The following is a 17482-nucleotide window of genomic DNA, read 5'->3' on the forward strand; positions in this document are numbered from 1 at the left end:
TATTCTTGTCCCAATTAACATATTTTGTACTAGTAGTTATAGGGGGGACCGGGATGAAGAGAACATTAATTGGATTGATAGCATTTCTAATTATAATGTTTCCGTTACGTATATATGCTGAAGAGTGGAATGAGCTAACAGGGTTGTTAGACGACTCGTTACAGTTAGTGAAGCGTAATGAAGATGAAAAAGCGGTACAAGTATTACAACTTTTCTCAGAGCAATTTTTAATGAAGGGGAATGAAAAGAAGCATGAAGTAACACCAGATCAAGTTAGAGTTATTTCTTTAGCTTACGACAAGGCGCAGCAATCGCTCTCTGAAGAAGGTTTAGGTAAGCAAGCTAAAATGGATAATGTGTTGGCATTACAACTTGCTGTTGATGCACAAGTATCGAAATATCAACCACTTTGGATGGAAAGAGAAAGGAAAGTAATGGATGCCTTTTCTCAAATGGAAAAAGCGATGGAAAAAGAAGATGCTGGGCAGTTTCAACAAACATTAAATACATTTTTAAATGAATTCAATATTATTTATCCAAGTTTAATGATTGCTTTGCCAGAAAACGAGGTACAGCGTGTAAATGTTCATTTATCTTATTTGGATGAATTTCGTAACGTTATGTTAAAAACGAAAGGTGGCCAAATGCAATTAGGGATTATTAAAGGGGATTTGCAAAAGATATTTCACACAGTAAAAAAGGATGAAATTGCACCTTCTCTCATTTGGTTTATGACAATTACTGGGGGACTTATTTTATTCACATTAACTTATGTTGGATGGAGAAAGTATAAAGGAGAGAGAGAAAAAAGAAAAAGTAATGTGCATTCTAAAAATAGATAATGTAATAAGTAAAGATATGGATTGTAAGGTTTATTCATTGACAATAGTGGCAGAAGAAAATAGAATGAGAAGTACTATAATTAAAACTTCAATGGAGGTTCATGATGTTTTATTTAATTTACTTCGCGATCATAATGATCATACCGTTGTATGCACAGTCAAGAGTACGAAGTGCCTATAGCAAGTATTCACAAGTTTATTCAACATCAGGTATGACAGGAGCGGAAGTGGCTCGAAAAATTTTAGATGAAAATGGATTATACAATGTAGCTGTGGAAGAAACACCAGGTCATTTATCAGACCATTATGATCCAACGGCCAAGACGGTTCGATTATCAACAGATAACTATTATGGACATTCAGTTGCTGGTACAGCAGTGGCAGCACATGAAGTAGGACACGCAATTCAAGATGCGCAAGATTATAACTTTATGCGTATTCGTCATTCGTTAGTTCCTGTGGCGAATTTTGGATCGAATATATCATGGGTATTTATTATGATTGGTATATTTGCGACAATGTCGAAACTATTGTTATTAGGAATTATTTTAATGGCTGCAGGTGTTGTGTTCCAACTTGTTACATTACCAGTTGAGTTCGATGCTTCAAAGCGTGCAATGCAACAAATTGAAGCGTTAGGTATCGTATCAACAGATGAATATGGCCAAGCTCGTAAAGTATTAAATGCAGCAGCATTAACATATGTAGCAGCTGCAGCTGTAGCGGTATTTGAATTATTACGTCTCGTATTAATGTATACTGGTATGCAGCGTAGCGACGACTAAAGACTATCAATTTTGATAGTCTTTTTTTGTTGTGTGGATTGAATTATATAATGTATTACAAATAGAAATAATAGAAGTAATGCGGAAAGGCGGTGGGGGAAATGAAATATCCAGACCATTTAGTAAAACAAGTGAAAGAGCGTAGTGCTCCTTATCAACTAGAAGGTTTTTTAAGTGGACAAGGTCCTGAAAATCCCAAATTTATGTTGTTAGGAGAAGCGCCTGGTGAAACAGAAATTCATAATGGGATTCCGTTTAGCGGGAGGTCGGGAAAACAATTAATGGGTTTTTTAGAGCGTATTCACGTTACGAGGGAAGAAGTATATATTACGAGCGCTGTTCGGAGTAGACCTTATAAATGGCGAGAGAAAAAAGAACGAAATGGTGAAAGCATACAAAAAAAGTATAATAGAACGCCAAATCAAGGAGAAATAGTTGCCCATGCGCCTTTGTTAGATTATGAATTAGAGAAAATAAATCCGAGGCTTATCGTCACACTTGGAAATATTGGTCTTCAACGTTTAACAGGAAAAAATAAAAAAATCACAGATGTACACGGGCAATTATTAAAACAGCCCATTCAAAAATTAAAGGATATGCAAAGTGCAGAGTTTACATGGTCAGAGAATGAATATCATGTTTTTCCAACTTTTCATCCAGCTTCCATTTTTTATAATCGGAGTTTATTGGAGCTTATTTATGAGGATTTGGAGAAGCTTAAAAGACTTGTAATAAAAAACTAGAAAAGCTAAGGCGCTTTTCTAGTTACATTTAATTATGTAAAGGGTTTTTATTTTCATCCAACGTAAAACCTTCACCAACTACATCATGTACGTCACTTACTGCAACAAATGCATGAGGATCTACAGAAGTAATAATATTTTTTAATTTCACGATTTCATTTTTAGCAACAACGCAATACAATACGTTCCGTTCCACTTTTGTATACGATCCAACAGCTTTTAAAAAGGTTGCTCCGCGCTCCATCTCAGATAAAATCTTAGCAGCAATTTCATCGTTTTTATCTGATATAATAGTTGCTCCTTTTGCTGCATAGGCTCCTTCTTGCATAAAATCAATGACTTTCGCTCCGATAAAAACAGCAACTAACGTATACATACCCTCGCGATATGATAAATAGGTAAGGATAGAGACGATAATGACGATAGCATCAAACATAAACATCGTTTTCCCCATACTCCAGCCAACATATTTATGAGCGAGTCTCGCAATAATATCTACACCGCCAGTAGTCCCGCCGTATTTAAATATGATCCCGAGACCGATACCAATAAATGCCCCAGCAAATAAAGCTGCGAGTGTCATATCATTTTGTAAGTTTAAATGTAAGTTGAGAACTTCGTAACGCTGAAAAATCCATAGAAATAAAGATACGCTAAATGTGCCGATTAATGTATATAAAAATGTCGTTCTTCCAAGTAACTTCCAACCAATAAAAAATATAGGGATATTTAAAATTAAGTTTGAATAAGAAGGGTCAAACTTAAATAGAAAATACAATAAGAGTGTAATACCGGTAAACCCACCTTCTGCAAGGTGGTTTTCAATATTGATATTGACAATACCGAAAGAAAATATAGCGGAACCGATTAAAATAAAAATAATATTTCGCATCTTCAATTTTGATGTCATATAGAAATCCCCCTAATTATGTAATGATTACATTGCTCCGCTGAAACGGTAAAACATAATAATAAGTAATTTCTAGTTGCTAGTGAAAATAGTAAGAACTTGATTAGTATGGGCTAATCTTTTGCAAAAAGCGCAAAAGAAAGTTTCACTTTACCCCGTTCCAACGGCTGGTAGGAGATAAAGCTCTGAAGAAAGGCGAACCAGCCGTAGGAACCCGATTGGTTCAACTAATCTTTTGTAAAAAGCGCAAAAGAAAGTTTCACTTTATTATAGTCTATCCAAAAAAGGGTCGCAAATAGGTGTTTGGCGGGGAATAATATTTGTCAAATCGCGATGAATTGGCTAACATGAAAGAGGAAGGATTAGAGGTGAATAGTATGGAAGCAAAAACGATGAAAGATATGCAGAAAGAAGTAGATGCATATATTGGTCAGTTTAAAGAAGGTTATTTCAGTCCGCTTGCAATGATGGCTCGTTTAACGGAAGAAATGGGAGAGCTTGCGAGAGAGGTAAATCATTATTATGGTGAGAAACCGAAGAAAACAACTGAAAAAGAAAGAAGTATTGAAGAAGAGCTTGGAGATGTATTATTTGTTATGATTTGTATGGCAAATAGTTTAAATATTGATTTAGAGACAGCACATAACATTGTAATGAATAAATTTAATACACGTGATAAAGATCGCTGGACACGTATTGATGAGGGAGAGAAAGAATAATGAAAGAAATTAAAGTAATTATCGCCGGACCAAGAGGACGTATGGGACATGAAGCAGTCCTTCTTATGGAAAGAACGGAACATTTTAATTTAGTAGCAGCAGTGGATTATAAGCATGGTGGTGAGAAGATTTCTGATTTACCTGGCATGCCAGCATTACATGCACCGATTTACGCTGATTTACATACTTGTTTAGATGAAGTAGAAGCAGATGTGTTGTTAGATTTAACAACACCAGAAGTTGGGAAACAACACGTTACACTTGCAGTTGAGCGTGGACTTCGTTCTGTTATTGGTACAACTGGATTTACAGAAGAAGAATTGGCACATTTAACAGAGAATGCAAAAGAAAAAGCAGTAGGAACAATTATTGCTCCAAACTTTGCAATTGGTGCAGTTCTTATGATGAAATTCTCACAAATGGCAGCGAAATATTTCCAAGATGTTGAGGTAATTGAATTACATCATGATCAAAAGTTAGACGCACCATCTGGTACAGCTGTAAAAACGGTAGAATTAATTCGTCAAAATCGTGAATCAAAGCAGCAAGGTCATCCAAATGAAGTAGAGCAACTAGCAGGTGCACGTGGTGCAAATGTAGACGGTATTCACATTCATAGTGTACGTTTGCCAGGGCTTATTGCACACCAAGAAGTAATGTTTGGTGGAGATGGACAAATGTTAACAGTTCGTCATGATTCATTCAATCGTGCATCATTTATGTCAGGTGTAAAACTATCAATTGAGACAGTAATGAACCTTGATCATCTTGTGTACGGTTTAGAAAATATTATCGACTAAAGGGGAGACAACGGATGAAAATTGCCTTAATCGCACATGACAAAAAGAAAAATGATATGGTTTCGTTTGCATACGCATATAAACCAATTTTTGAGCAACATGAATTATTTGCAACAGGAACGACAGGGCTTCGTATTATGGAAGCGACTGGATTAGTTGTAACAAGATATCAATCGGGCCCTCTTGGTGGAGATCAAGAAATTGGTGCAATGATTGCAAAAAACGATTTAGATATGGTGATTTTCTTCCGCGATCCATTAACAGCACAGCCGCATGAACCGGATGTGAATGCATTGCTTCGTTTATGTGATGTATATGCGATTCCACTTGCAACGAATATGGCAAGTGCTGAAATGTTGATGCACGCATTAGAGCGAGGAGATTTAGATTATCGTAAGTTAAGAAAATGAGGGGAACAATTATGAGTGGATTACATATATTAGCGTTTGGTGCTCATGCCGATGATGTTGAAATCGGCATGGCTGGTACCATCGCTAAATATACAAAGCAAGGGTATGAAGTAGGTATTTGTGATTTAACAGAAGCTGATCTTTCTTCCAATGGAACGATAGAGTTGAGAAAAGAAGAAGCAGAGGTCGCAGCTCGTATAATGGGAGTAAAAACGAGGCTGAATTTAGCGATGCCAGACCGTGGTTTGTATATGAAAGAAGAGTATATACGTGAAATTGTCAAGGTGATCCGTACATATAAACCAAAACTAGTTTTTGCGCCATACTATGAAGATCGTCATCCAGATCATGCAAATTGTGCAAAGCTTGTGGAAGAGGCTATTTTTTCAGCAGGAATCCGTAAATATATGCCGGAACTTTCACCACATCGTGTGGAGTCTTTTTATAATTATATGATTAATGGTTTTCATAAACCGAATTTTTGTATAGATATAAGTGAGTACCTCTCTATAAAGGTGGAAGCATTAGAAGCATATGAAAGTCAATTTTCAACAGGAAGTGATGGGGTTAAGACACCGTTAACAGAAGGATACGTTGAAACTGTGATTGCTCGTGAGAAGATGTTTGGAAAAGAAGTTGGAGTCTTGTATGCCGAGGGATTTATGAGTAAGAAACCGGTTTTATTACATGCTGATTTATTAGGGGGATGTAAATGAAATTAAAAATAGGTATTACATGTTATCCTTCTGTAGGTGGTTCTGGAGTTGTTGGAACAGAATTAGGAAAGCAATTGGCGGAACGCGGGCATGAAATTCACTTTATTACATCGGGTTTACCATTCCGGTTAAATAAAGTATATCCAAACATATATTTTCATGAAGTGACGGTAAGCCAGTACTCTGTATTTCAATATCCACCATACGATTTAGCGTTAGCAAGTAAAATGGCAGAGGTTGCACAAAGAGAAAACTTAGACATTTTACATGTGCATTACGCAATACCACATGCAATTTGTGCATATTTAGCAAAACAAATGATTGGAGAGCGTATTAAAATTGTTACAACCTTGCATGGAACAGATATTACTGTGTTAGGTTCCGACCCTTCGTTAAATAATTTAATTCGTTTTGGTATTGAGCAATCGGATGTTGTTACTGCTGTCTCGCATTCATTAATTAACGAAACGCATGAGCTTGTAAAACCAAGTAAAGAAATTCAAACGGTATATAACTTTATAGACGAACGTGTATATTTCAAACGTAATATGTCTCAATTAAAGAAAGAATACGGTATAAGTGAGAGTGAAAAAGTACTTATTCATATTTCGAATTTCCGTAAAGTGAAACGTGTGCAGGATGTTGTTGAGGCATTTGCTAAAATTGTTAAAGAAGTAGATGCGAAGTTGCTTCTTGTTGGAGACGGACCAGAATTCTGTACGATTTTACAGATAGTGAAGAATTTACATATTGAAGATTGTGTTTTATTCCTAGGGAAGCAAGATAATGTTGCAGAACTACTTGCGATGAGTGATTTAATGTTGCTTCTATCAGAGAAGGAAAGTTTTGGTCTTGTTTTATTAGAAGCAATGGCGTGTGGTGTACCTTGTATCGGAACACGGGTTGGAGGTATTCCAGAGGTTATTCAACACGGGGAAACAGGATATTTATGTGAAGTTGGCGATACAACAGGAGTGGCAAATCAAGCTACTCAGCTATTAAAGGACGAGGAACTTCACCGTAATATGGGAGAACGAGCAAGAGAAAGTGTTTATGAGCAATTTCGCTCAGAAAAAATTGTTTCACAATATGAAACGATTTACTATGACGTACTAAGGGATGACAAAAATGGAAAGATTTAAAAAAGCTAGTTCTATTATTGAGACATTAAAACAACAAGGACATGAGGCTTACTTTGTTGGTGGGAGCGTACGAGATCTTATTATCGATAGGCCGATTGGAGATATTGATATTGCGACATCTGCTTTACCAGAAGAAGTGATGGCTATATTCCCAAGAAATGTTCCTGTTGGTCTTGAGCATGGAACTGTAATTGTTTTAGAAAATGGTGAGCCTTATGAGGTAACTACTTTTCGAACAGAAAGCGAATATGAAGATTTTCGAAGACCTAGTAGTGTTCAATTTGTTCGTTCATTAGAAGAGGATTTAAAACGTCGTGATTTCACGATGAATGCAATTGCTATGACAGAAGAAGGCGAAATGGTTGATTTATTTGCTGGACAGGAAGCCATTCAACAGAGAGAAATTGTGACAGTTGGAAATGCTGCGGATCGTTTTCAAGAAGATGCCCTGCGAATGATGCGTGGTATTCGGTTTGTAAGCGCGTTAGGTTTTTCATTAGAAACGAAAACGAAGCAAGCGATTGAAACGTATGGACATTTGCTAGAACATATAGCAATTGAGCGCATTACAGTAGAGTTTGAGAAATTGTTAACTGGTACATATTGTGTGAAAGGTCTCAAAGAATTAGTAGAGACGAAGCTATTTTCTCATTTGCCATATTTACAAATGTCAGAAGAGAGACTGTTAAAAGCTACGCAGTATAAATGGGATTCTTTCGAAACGGATATTGAGGCGTGGGCATTTTTCTTATATTGTATCGGAGAAGAACATCCATCTGTCTTTTTACGTCAATGGAAGTTTTCGAATAAAAAAATAAAAGATATTGTTGCAGTTTTATTGGCAATCCGTACTAGAAAGGAGAAGGATTGGGATACAGTCCTTCTTTATAAAACGGGAATTTATATCGCTGAAATGGCAGAGAGAGTATATGAAGCGATGATTGAAAGCTACGATCCTACATCTGTTAAACGAGTACAATCAATGTTTCATGCATTGCCAATCCAGGGTCGTCAAGAAATGAATGTGACTGGTAATGATTTATTAAACTGGGCAAACAAAAAGCCTGGTCCGTGGGTTGCTGACATGCTTCAGAAAATCGAGGAAGCAATTGTAAAAGGAAACGTAGTTAATGAGAAAGAGCGTATAAGGGAGTGGCTGCAAGGATGCAATCTACTATAAGAAAGCAGTTATTACAAGTTTTTTCTGAAGCGGATGGCGAGTTTGTATCCGGCCAAACGATTAGTGATAAACTTGGTTGTTCAAGAACTGCTGTGTGGAAACATATGGAAGATCTCCGGAGTGAGGGATATGAACTTGAAGCTGTGCGCCGATTAGGTTACCGAATTGCAAGTAAGCCAGACAAAGTGACTGCTAATGAAATTCAGTTAGGGCTACAAACGAAGCGAATTGGTAGAACAGTGTATTTTGAAGAAACTGTTGAATCAACGCAGCACATTGCAGCAAAACTTGCTTATGAAGGTGCAGAAGAAGGAACTATCGTTGTAGCAGAAGAACAAACAGCGGGAAGAGGTCGTTTAAGCAGAAAATGGCATTCACCAAAAGGAACAGGAATTTGGATGAGTATTATTTTACGCCCATCGATTCCAGTTCATCATGCACCGCAACTTACTTTGTTAGCGGCTGTTAGTGTTGCACAGGCAATTGAAAAATGTACAGGTGTAGACGTGGGAATAAAATGGCCAAATGACATTTTAATTCAAGGTAAAAAGGCTGTAGGTATATTAACAGAAATGCAAGCGGATCCTGATAAAATTAATGCTGTCATTATGGGCATCGGTATTAATGCGAATCAAAAGCAAGAACATTTTGATGAAGAAATTCAGCACATTGCTACTTCATTAGCGATTGAATCAGGTAAGCCGATTGTTCGTGCAGAACTTATGCAACAAATCTATTTACAACTAGAAAAATTATATGAAGAGTATTTACAAAATGGTTTCTCTGTCATTAAAATTCTTTGGGAAAGTTACGCTGTGAGCATCGGGAAAGAAATTACCGCTCGAACGATGAGAGAGACGATTACGGGGTTAGCAAAAGGAATCACAGAGGATGGTGTATTACTTCTGGAGGATCATGAGGGGAAAGTACATCATATTCATTCTGCAGATATCGAAATTAAGTAAAAGAAGTTCCTCTTTTGGAACTTCTTTTTATTTCAATATTTTTGAGTTAAATTTGTAACATGATAATAAATCCTTTTCATATTTAAAGTTCATTTCAAGATATCTTCCGTCTAGTTGGCCTGGCATGTTATTTGACGATTACTTTGCCTTCCATTCCTTTAAGGAGATGGTATCGACATATTAATTCATATGTACCAGTATTTTTAGGTTTCACGGTAATATTCTTTTCTTTTCCTGACTCAACTACGACGTCAATGCCGAGTTTTTTCACTGTAAAGGTGTGCTCGTTTTTACCTTTATTTTTCAATAGTAATGTTGTTGATCCTTCAAGCGGAATCGTGATGACATTTGGATTAAAGTAATCATCATTTAGTTCAACCTCAATCACGTTCGTTACATCGGTGGGTTGTGTTACGACATTAACTGAGGCAAATACATGAAAGGATCCTAAAGACATCCACCATACAATCATTACAAGCAAACTGCTGAATCGAAATAACCACCTGTTCATAGACATCTGCAATTCTCCTTTGTTAAGTACTTTTCCTCAATTAACCTGCATCATTAGTTTAAGAGTTATACTATACAGTTAAATTGATTACAGAAGAAATTAACTTGGAATTTTTTAACACGCGTTGAAAAAACATGTATCTTTTCAGGATTGAATTATCTATAAAAACTTTATCCCGCTATTTACTGGGCAATAAGACCTCCACCTCAAAATTCAGCGGAAGCAAAGAAGTTAGGTGGGGATCGGGCTGATTAAAGTTTCACTTTCTAGCATATATACTCTCTTATTAAATTTCATATACCGTAATCAGAATAAAAAATTATTTTTTCAAAAAAATGTAGTAATTCCCTTTTGTAGTTTGCTATAATTAGTTCGAATGTGGGCAGTATCAGAGCGAACTGCACCATGATTCGAAGTAATACGAAAAATAATAACTTGGATTCTGCCTTGATCCAATAACGGACTGGGACAGAGGGATGAATAATGCCGACTAACACACAACCCTTCTGCCCTTTTATGGCCAGAGGGGTTTTTTATATGATTGCGGCCATCTCCTCTCTCCTGCATAAAGGAGGAGTAGTTTTTGAAAACAAAAACAGATTTTTTGAAGATGAAAGAGCAAGGTGAGCCGATTACAATGCTAACGGCGTATGATTATCCATCTGCTAAATTAGCAGAAGAAGCTGAAGTTGATATGATTTTAGTTGGAGATTCTCTTGGAATGGTTGTACTCGGATACGATTCAACAGTACCTGTAACAGTAGAGGATATGATTCATCATACGAAAGCTGTACGCCGCGGAGCGAAAGAGACGTTTATTGTAACTGATATGCCATTTATGTCGTATCACGTATCATTACAAGAAACGATGGTGAATGCACGCCGCATCGTTCAAGAGAGCGGGGCGCATGCACTGAAGGTAGAAGGTGCTGGAGAAGTTATATCAACGATTCAATATTTGACGAACGCAGGAATTCCTGTTGTAGCGCATTTAGGTTTAACCCCTCAATCTGTAGGAGTGTTGGGTGGATATAAAGTGCAAGGAAAAGATGCGGAGAGTGCAAAGAAATTAATAGAAGATGCAAAGAAATGTGAAGAAGCTGGTGCAATAGCGCTTGTGTTAGAATGTGTACCAATGCAGTTAGCAGAACTTATTTCAGAGCAACTAACAATACCGACAATTGGGATTGGTGCAGGACAAAAAGTAGATGGGCAAGTGCTTGTTTATCATGATCTTATCTCATACGGCGTGAATCGTGTGCCGAAATTTGTGAAGCAATATACATCTGTTCAAGAGGAAATTGTGCGTGGGATTTCACAATATGTTACTGAAGTAAAGACAAGGCAATTTCCTGAAGAAAAACATTCGTTCACAATGAAAGAGGAAGAATGCTTAGCGTTATACGGAGGAAAACAATAATGAAAATCGTAACTACAGTGCAAGAGATGCAGCAAATTACAAACGAACTTCGTGCAAGTGGAAAGAGTATTGGTTTTGTTCCAACGATGGGTTATTTACATGAAGGGCATGCTACCTTATTACGTAAGGCAAGAGAAGAAAATGAAATTGTAGTTTTAAGTGTATTTGTAAACCCGCTGCAATTTGGCCCAAATGAAGATTTAGATCGATATCCTCGTGATATTAATAGAGATGAAAATGTAGCAAAAGAAAACGGTGTAGATTATTTATTTTATCCGAGTGTAGAAGAAATGTATCCAGCAGAACAAACAACAACAGTAGAAGTTGTGAAGCGCACGGACGTATTATGCGGTCAACAAAGACATGGTCATTTTGCTGGTGTTGCAACTGTACTAATGAAACTATTTAATATTACGCTGCCAACGCGTGCTTATTTCGGTATGAAAGATGCTCAACAAGTTGCAGTAATTGAAGGATTTGTAACTGATTTCAATATTCCGGTTACAATCGTACCAGTTGATATTGTAAGGGAAGAAGATGGATTAGCGAAAAGTTCTCGTAACGTGTACCTATCACAAGATGAACGTGAAGAGGCTCTTCATTTATACCGCAGCCTATGTATAGCGAAAGAAAGAATTGAGGTAGGTGAACGTAATCCGGAAATCATTACAAATCTTGTGAAAGAGTATATTGAGACGCATACGAAAGGCACTGTAGATTATGCGGATTTATATGCATATCCGTCATTAACAATGGTAGAGAAAGTCGAAGGACGAATCATTTTAGCTATTGCAGTTAAGTTTGAAAATGTAAGATTAATTGACAATATAACATTAACGGTTAAATAAGGGGGAGCACCTATGTTTCGCACAATGATGAGAGCAAAGTTACATCGTGCAACTGTAACGGAGGCAAATTTAAATTATGTAGGTAGTATTACAATTGATGAAGATTTAATGGATGCAGTAAATATTGTAGAAAACGAAAAAGTCCAAATTGTAAATAATAATAATGGTGCTCGTTTAGAGACATACGTTATTAAAGGGGAACGCGGTAGTGGTGTTGTTTGTTTAAACGGTGCTGCGGCAAGGCTTGTACAACCAGGGGACAAAGTAATTATTATTTGTTATGGGCTAGTTACGGAAGAAGAGGTTCATAAACAAGAACCCAAAATTGCAGTACTAGACGATAATAATCAAATTATTGAAATGTTAGGTGCTGAAAAAGCGGGTACGATATTATAAGTAGAAAGGCTATCTCCATTGCGGAGATAGCTTTTTTGTGCATCTTTTCATTAAGATGAGATAAAACGTGGTATAGTAACATTATATAAATTATTGTTGTTTGAAAGGTAAGAAATTGAGGTGTTACATATATGAGTAAGCGTTATGTCGTTGTTGATTTAGAGACGACAGGGAACTCCTGGAAAGATGGGAAGGATAAAATTACCCAAATTGCAGCTGTTGTAGTAGAAGATGGAGAGATATTGGAGATTTTTTCGTCTTTTGTTAACCCAAAGAGAGAGATCCCACCATTTATTACAGAATTAACAGGGATTGATGAAAGTCTTGTAAAACAAGCCCCGTTATTTCAAGATGTAGCCCCGATGATTGTTGAGCTATTACAAGGTGCGGCTTTCGTTGCGCATAATGTTCACTTTGATTGGAATTTTTTAAATGAAGAATTAAGACAGGCTGGATATACAGAAATACATTGTCCTAAAATCGACACGGTTGAATTGGCTCAAATTCTTTTGCCGACAGCTGATAGTTATAAATTACGTGATTTAGCTAAGAAGCATGAACTAGAACATGATCAACCACATCGTGCGGATAGTGATGCTCTTGCAACAGCGGAATTATTTTTACAATTTTTAAATGAAATTGAAAAGTTACCACTTGTCACGTTGCAATCACTTTATGAATTAAGCGATGTGTTCCAAAGTGATATAGCTGATGTGCTTTCTGAAAATATTTTAAAGAAAGTAATGAATGGTAAAGAAGATATAGCGGAGTATGAAATACATCGAAATATTGCGCTGAAAAAGCGGAACTATTCCTTAAACCTTGGAGAAACGTGTTCATCAAAGTTTGATGCTTTCTTGAATAAAACGATGGATAAATTGGAATCACATATGCCAAAGTTTGAAAGAAGAGAAAGTCAACAACTGATGATGAAAGAGATATATACGGCGTTAAGAGACTCTCGTTTTTCACTAATTGAAGCCGGTACAGGAACAGGAAAGACTCTTGCATATTTGCTTCCTAGTCTTTATTTTGCAAAGAGAAAAGAAGAACCTGTCATTATAAGTACACAAACGGTACAACTCCAACAACAAATATTAGAAAAAGAAATACCGTTATTACAAAAAATAATGCCATTTTCATTTGAGGTAGCTCTTCTTAAAGGAAGAAAGCATTATCTTTGCTTACACAAATTTGAGTATGCTTTACAAGAGGAAGAAAAAAATTATGATATGGCACTTACGAAGGCGAAGATTTTAGTTTGGCTATTGCAAACTGAAACGGGTGATCAAGACGAATTAAATATTCCTGAGGGCGGAAAGTTACTTTGGAATCGTATTTGTAGTGATGCGTATAGTCCAGGCGGTATGCAAAGTAATTGGTTTAGTCGTTGTTTTTACCAGCGAGCGAAGAATAAAGCTTTATTTGCAGATATCGTTATCACAAATCATGCGTTATTATTTCAAGATTTTTCAAGTGAAGAACCGCTGTTTGCTTCATGCGAACATATTATTTTTGATGAAGCTCACCATATTGAAGAAGCTGCGAGTAGAACATTGGGTGAACAGTTCTCTTGTATGTATTTTCAATTGGTTATATCTCGTCTTGGGACGCTAGAAACAGAAGATGTACTCTCCAAAGTATATAAAATGATGAAAAAATCAGAGCAAGCATCTCGTTCAACTTTCCGTATGATAAGTTATAGTTTGAAGGAACTTAAGTTTGATGCGGATGAACTCTTCCAAATGTTACGTACTTTTATATTTAAACAAACAAAGCAAGAACAAGGAACGAATAATATGCCGCTCATCTATAGGTATAACGCAGAACTAGAAAAAGGTAAGTTGTGGGATAGTATCGTTGAATTAACAAATCGTTTTATATATGAATTAAGAAGGGTAGTAACTGCTCTTGAGAAGCAAGTGGATATATTGCAAAGTAAGTTAGAATGGGAGATGCATGTTGTAACAGGTGAATTTATGCATTTAATTGAGTTGCTGAGAAAGATGGCAGAATCATTACAGTTACTCGTATTAGAAAAGAATTCGTATGTAACTTGGATGGAGACTGAAACGAAAGGGACGATTCATTCAACAGTTCTATATGCACAGCCTGTTCATATTGGTGAAAGATTTGCTGATGAATTTTTAACAGAAAAAAAGAGTGTTATTTTTACATCCGCAACACTAACAGTTAACGATACGTTTGATTATATAAAAGAGGAACTTGGTTTACATGATTTCGCTCCAAATACTTTAAAGGTTCCATCGCCATTTCGTTATGATGAACAAATGAAATTAATGGTTTCAACGGATGTACCTTTTATTAAGCAAGTAAGTAATGAGCGATATATTGAATCTGTATCGGAACATATTGCAAAGATAGCGAAAGCCACAAAGGGCAGAATGCTTGTTTTATTCACTTCGTATGAAATGTTAAAAGAAGCGTATGCGAATTTAAAAAATAATGATGAATTAGAGGGTTATTTATTACTCACACAAAGTGTGAATAATAGAAGTCGAAGCCGTTTAATTCGAAAGTTTCAAGAGTTCGACAAATCAATTTTATTAGGGACGAGCAGTTTCTGGGAAGGGATAGATATTCCAGGAGATGCCTTAAGTTGTCTTGTTATTGTCCGTCTACCATTTACGCCGCCTCATCAGCCGATGATGGAAGCGAAAGGTGAGTGGCTAAAAAATCAAGGTGAGGATGTATTCGCTAAATTAGCGCTGCCACAAGCAATATTACGTTTCAAACAAGGATTCGGCCGCTTAATTCGAACGAATACAGATACAGGAACGGTAGTAGTGTTAGATCGTCGTTTGACGAGTTCTTCCTATGGAAAACGATTTCTACAATCGATCCCTAACGTACCTCTTTATGAAGGACCATTAGAAGAATTATTAGTACAATTAGAAGAACCATCAAATGAATAAAAATGGAAGAAAAATACGCCTGAAATACTTATAAACTTCAGGCGTAAAAAATGTGGGTAGGAGGAATTTTATTTTTCTTACTTCTTGTATACAAAATGTGTTGGTTTTCGACTTGAAACCTTTTTTTGCTGTACATGTCCTGCTATAATAGATGGGTGATGAAGCAGGGGTTGTAAAGAATGTACTCTTATTGTAACCGCATTGCGTTCTTCTATAATTAGAAATTTTTGTGTAACGGAGGAGTTTTTTCATGGAGAAGAAAATCGAAGTACTATCAACGATGCGTATTAAATATTCGTCTGATTTGTATAAAATTGTTGATAGTTTGAATCGTACGTTAAAAGAGCAGGACCTCATGTTCGGACTAGCATTAGACGAAAAAGATAAAGAAACAGCTGTATTTACGATTTACAGAACGTAGTGATACAATGAAAAAGTGGATCTTTGCAATCATTATTGTTATCGTTGCTAGCGGAATATATGGGGCGTATGTTTATAATAAAGCAATGGGGAAGAAAATTCCAAAAGAGTCGAAATTTGTAGAAATTGCTAAAGAAAAAGCAAAGCTTACAAAGGTGAAATCTGTTGATTATTACAACGGAAAATCTGCATATATAGTCGTGCAAGGTACAGATGAAAAGGGAGAACAACTTATCGTTTGGGTGCCGGAGAAAAAAGGGGATACTGTAGTAAGGAAAAAGAGCGAAGGTATTTCTGAAAAAGAGGCTATACAAAGAACATTAGAACAAGTCGGCAATGAAAGTAAGGAATCAAAAAGTAAGCCGAAAGAGATTATGAAAGTGAAATTAGGCTTTGAAAATGATGTACCACTATGGGAAGTTACATATATTGATGATGACAATCGTTATAGTTATTACTATCTTGAATTTAAAGATGGAAAATTTTTAAGACGATATAGCATTGAAAAATAGATGTAGGGGGAACTACAAATGAAATTAGCAAAGCGAGTAGCTGCTTTAACACCGTCTTCAACTTTAGAAATTACAGCAAAGGCACAAGCATTAAAAGCAGAGGGTCATGATGTAATTGGATTAGGGGCAGGGGAACCTGACTTTAATACACCAGAGCATATTATGGATGCTGCACATAAAGCGATGTTAGAAGGGCATACGAAGTATACACCAACAGGTGGATTACAATCGTTAAAACAAGAAATTGTGAAGAAATTTACTCGCGATCAAGGTATTGCGTATGATCCATCTGAAATTATTGTATGTAATGGCGCAAAGCATGCATTATATACATTATTCCAAGTATTACTTGATGAGGGAGATGAAGTTATCATTCCAACTCCTTACTGGGTAAGCTATCCAGAGCAAGTAAAGCTTGCTGGCGGTAAGCCGGTTTATGTAGAAGGTTTAGAAGACAATGAGTACAAAATTACAGCAAAGCAGCTGCGTGAGGCAATTACAGAGAAAACGAAAGCAGTTATTATTAATTCACCGAGCAATCCAACAGGAATGATTTATAGCAAAGAAGAATTACAACAGCTTGGAGAAGTATGTTTAGAACATGATATTTTAATCGTTTCTGATGAAATTTATGAAAAATTAATTTATGGTGGCGTAGAATATACATCAATTGCCCAGCTTTCTAATGCATTAAAAGAACAAACACTTATTATTAATGGTGTATCTAAATCTCATTCTATGACAGGATGGCGTATTGGATATGCAGCAGGAAATAAGCAGCTTATTAAAGCGATGACGAACTTAGCGAGTCATAGTACGTCAAACCCTACTTCAATCGCTCAATACGGCGCAATTGCGGCATATGCAGGCTCACAAGAACCTGTGGAAACAATGCGTCAAGCCTTTGAAGAGAGATTAAACATCATTTATGATAAATTAATTCAAATCCCTGGCTTTACTTGTATTAAACCGCAAGGTGCATTTTACTTATTCCCTAACGTAAAAGAAGCTGTAGCTTTATCAGGATATGCAACAGTTGATGATTGGGCAAAGGCTCTATTAGAAGAGGAAAAAGTGGCTCTTGTACCAGGTACAGGATTTGGTGCTCCAAATAATGTTCGTTTATCATATGCGACATCTCTTGAACAAGTAGAGAAAGCATTAGAACGCATCCATACATTTATGAAAAGTAAAGTGCAAGCTTAATTTTATATTTCATTCATGTAA

Annotated in this window: 19 protein-coding genes; 17 read left to right on the top strand and 2 right to left on the bottom strand. The window is 36.4% G+C overall.

All coding sequences use genetic code 11. The annotated features are described in order from the left end of the window. The first annotated feature begins 53 nt into the window (after positions 1-53). The 3 genes from ypjB (at position 54) to ACS2FK_RS08675 (ending at position 2370) form a co-directional block, all read left to right on the top strand. Positions 54-842 (top strand): sporulation protein YpjB, encoded by a 789-nt coding sequence (gene ypjB, locus ACS2FK_RS08665; RefSeq protein WP_000831589.1) that lies wholly within the window; start codon positions 54-56, stop codon positions 840-842. Between the two features lie 101 nt (positions 843-943). Beyond that, positions 944-1627 carry a zinc metallopeptidase gene (locus ACS2FK_RS08670; RefSeq protein WP_011109966.1) on the top strand — a complete coding sequence of 228 codons (684 nt, stop codon included), beginning with the start codon at positions 944-946 and terminating at the stop codon, positions 1625-1627. 101 nt (positions 1628-1728) lie between these two features. Beyond that, positions 1729-2370 carry a uracil-DNA glycosylase gene (locus ACS2FK_RS08675; RefSeq protein ID WP_000876861.1) on the top strand — a complete coding sequence of 214 codons (642 nt, stop codon included), beginning with the start codon at positions 1729-1731 and terminating at the stop codon, positions 2368-2370. A gap of 28 nt (positions 2371-2398) precedes the next feature. On the opposite strand, the gene ACS2FK_RS08680 is transcribed toward ACS2FK_RS08675, so the two are convergent. Then, positions 2399-3280, bottom strand: a complete 882-nt coding sequence (locus ACS2FK_RS08680) for a YitT family protein (protein WP_063546933.1) — start codon at positions 3278-3280, stop codon at positions 2399-2401. A gap of 377 nt (positions 3281-3657) precedes the next feature. Here ACS2FK_RS08680 and ACS2FK_RS08685 point away from each other — a divergent pair, with 377 nt between their 5' ends. The 7 genes from ACS2FK_RS08685 to ACS2FK_RS08715 are packed head-to-tail and all read left to right on the top strand — an operon-like array spanning position 3658 to position 9212. After that, complete coding sequence (locus tag ACS2FK_RS08685; RefSeq protein ID WP_002108639.1) at positions 3658-3999, top strand: nucleotide pyrophosphohydrolase; 342 nt, start codon at positions 3658-3660, stop codon at positions 3997-3999. Continuing rightward, positions 3999-4799, top strand: coding sequence for a dihydrodipicolinate reductase (gene dapB / locus ACS2FK_RS08690; protein WP_000658808.1), 801 nt, complete (start codon positions 3999-4001; stop codon positions 4797-4799). The genes ACS2FK_RS08685 and dapB overlap by 1 nt, the downstream gene beginning before the upstream one ends. Positions 4800-4813: 14 nt before the next feature. Next, positions 4814-5209 (top strand): methylglyoxal synthase, encoded by a 396-nt coding sequence (gene mgsA, locus ACS2FK_RS08695; protein ID WP_000684765.1) that lies wholly within the window; start codon positions 4814-4816, stop codon positions 5207-5209. Positions 5210-5220: 11 nt separating this feature from the next. Next, positions 5221-5925, top strand: coding sequence for a bacillithiol biosynthesis deacetylase BshB1 (bshB1, locus tag ACS2FK_RS08700; protein WP_000015660.1), 705 nt, complete (start codon positions 5221-5223; stop codon positions 5923-5925). Next, positions 5922-7067, top strand: coding sequence for an N-acetyl-alpha-D-glucosaminyl L-malate synthase BshA (gene bshA, locus ACS2FK_RS08705; protein ID WP_063546934.1), 1146 nt, complete (start codon positions 5922-5924; stop codon positions 7065-7067). The genes bshB1 and bshA overlap by 4 nt, the downstream gene beginning before the upstream one ends. Next, positions 7054-8247, top strand: a complete 1194-nt coding sequence (locus ACS2FK_RS08710; protein ID WP_000439311.1) for a CCA tRNA nucleotidyltransferase — start codon at positions 7054-7056, stop codon at positions 8245-8247. Before bshA ends, ACS2FK_RS08710 begins: the two co-directional genes overlap by 14 nt. Continuing rightward, positions 8232-9212, top strand: coding sequence for a biotin--[acetyl-CoA-carboxylase] ligase (locus tag ACS2FK_RS08715; protein ID WP_001192056.1), 981 nt, complete (start codon positions 8232-8234; stop codon positions 9210-9212). Before ACS2FK_RS08710 ends, ACS2FK_RS08715 begins: the two co-directional genes overlap by 16 nt. A 127-nt stretch (positions 9213-9339) precedes the next feature. Here the strand turns inward: ACS2FK_RS08715 and ACS2FK_RS08720 are convergent, their stop codons facing one another. Beyond that, the gene (locus ACS2FK_RS08720) at positions 9340-9729 is read right to left on the bottom strand and encodes a cupredoxin domain-containing protein (protein ID WP_000062382.1); all 390 of its coding nucleotides are present in this window, start codon (positions 9727-9729) and stop codon (positions 9340-9342) included. Positions 9730-10306: 577 nt separating this feature from the next. Here ACS2FK_RS08720 and panB point away from each other — a divergent pair. The 7 genes from panB to aspB all read left to right on the top strand — a co-directional run bounded on the left by panB (position 10307) and on the right by aspB (position 17461). Continuing rightward, the gene (gene panB / locus ACS2FK_RS08725) at positions 10307-11143 is read left to right on the top strand and encodes a 3-methyl-2-oxobutanoate hydroxymethyltransferase (RefSeq protein WP_000851108.1); all 837 of its coding nucleotides are present in this window, start codon (positions 10307-10309) and stop codon (positions 11141-11143) included. Beyond that, the gene (panC, locus tag ACS2FK_RS08730) at positions 11143-11991 is read left to right on the top strand and encodes a pantoate--beta-alanine ligase (RefSeq protein WP_063546935.1); all 849 of its coding nucleotides are present in this window, start codon (positions 11143-11145) and stop codon (positions 11989-11991) included. The genes panB and panC overlap by 1 nt, the downstream gene beginning before the upstream one ends. A gap of 12 nt (positions 11992-12003) precedes the next feature. Further along, on the top strand, positions 12004-12387 hold the full coding sequence (gene panD, locus ACS2FK_RS08735) for an aspartate 1-decarboxylase (RefSeq protein ID WP_000490186.1): 384 nt from the start codon (positions 12004-12006) through the stop codon (positions 12385-12387). 131 nt (positions 12388-12518) lie between these two features. Continuing rightward, complete coding sequence (dinG, locus tag ACS2FK_RS08740; RefSeq protein WP_000044967.1) at positions 12519-15323, top strand: ATP-dependent DNA helicase DinG; 2805 nt, start codon at positions 12519-12521, stop codon at positions 15321-15323. A 250-nt stretch (positions 15324-15573) separates the two neighbouring features. Further along, entirely contained in the window at positions 15574-15744 is a 171-nt protein-coding gene (locus ACS2FK_RS08745; protein WP_063546936.1) for a YpmA family protein, read from the top strand. Between the two features lie 7 nt (positions 15745-15751). Then, entirely contained in the window at positions 15752-16255 is a 504-nt protein-coding gene (locus ACS2FK_RS08750; RefSeq protein ID WP_000758740.1) for a cell wall elongation regulator TseB-like domain-containing protein, read from the top strand. A gap of 18 nt (positions 16256-16273) precedes the next feature. After that, the gene (gene aspB, locus ACS2FK_RS08755) at positions 16274-17461 is read left to right on the top strand and encodes an aspartate transaminase AspB (protein ID WP_000761571.1); all 1188 of its coding nucleotides are present in this window, start codon (positions 16274-16276) and stop codon (positions 17459-17461) included. Positions 17462-17482 lie beyond the last annotated feature (21 nt).

The organism is Bacillus cereus group sp. BceL220, from assembly GCF_051776965.1.
Taxonomy (GTDB): domain Bacteria; phylum Bacillota; class Bacilli; order Bacillales; family Bacillaceae_G; genus Bacillus_A; species Bacillus_A cereus.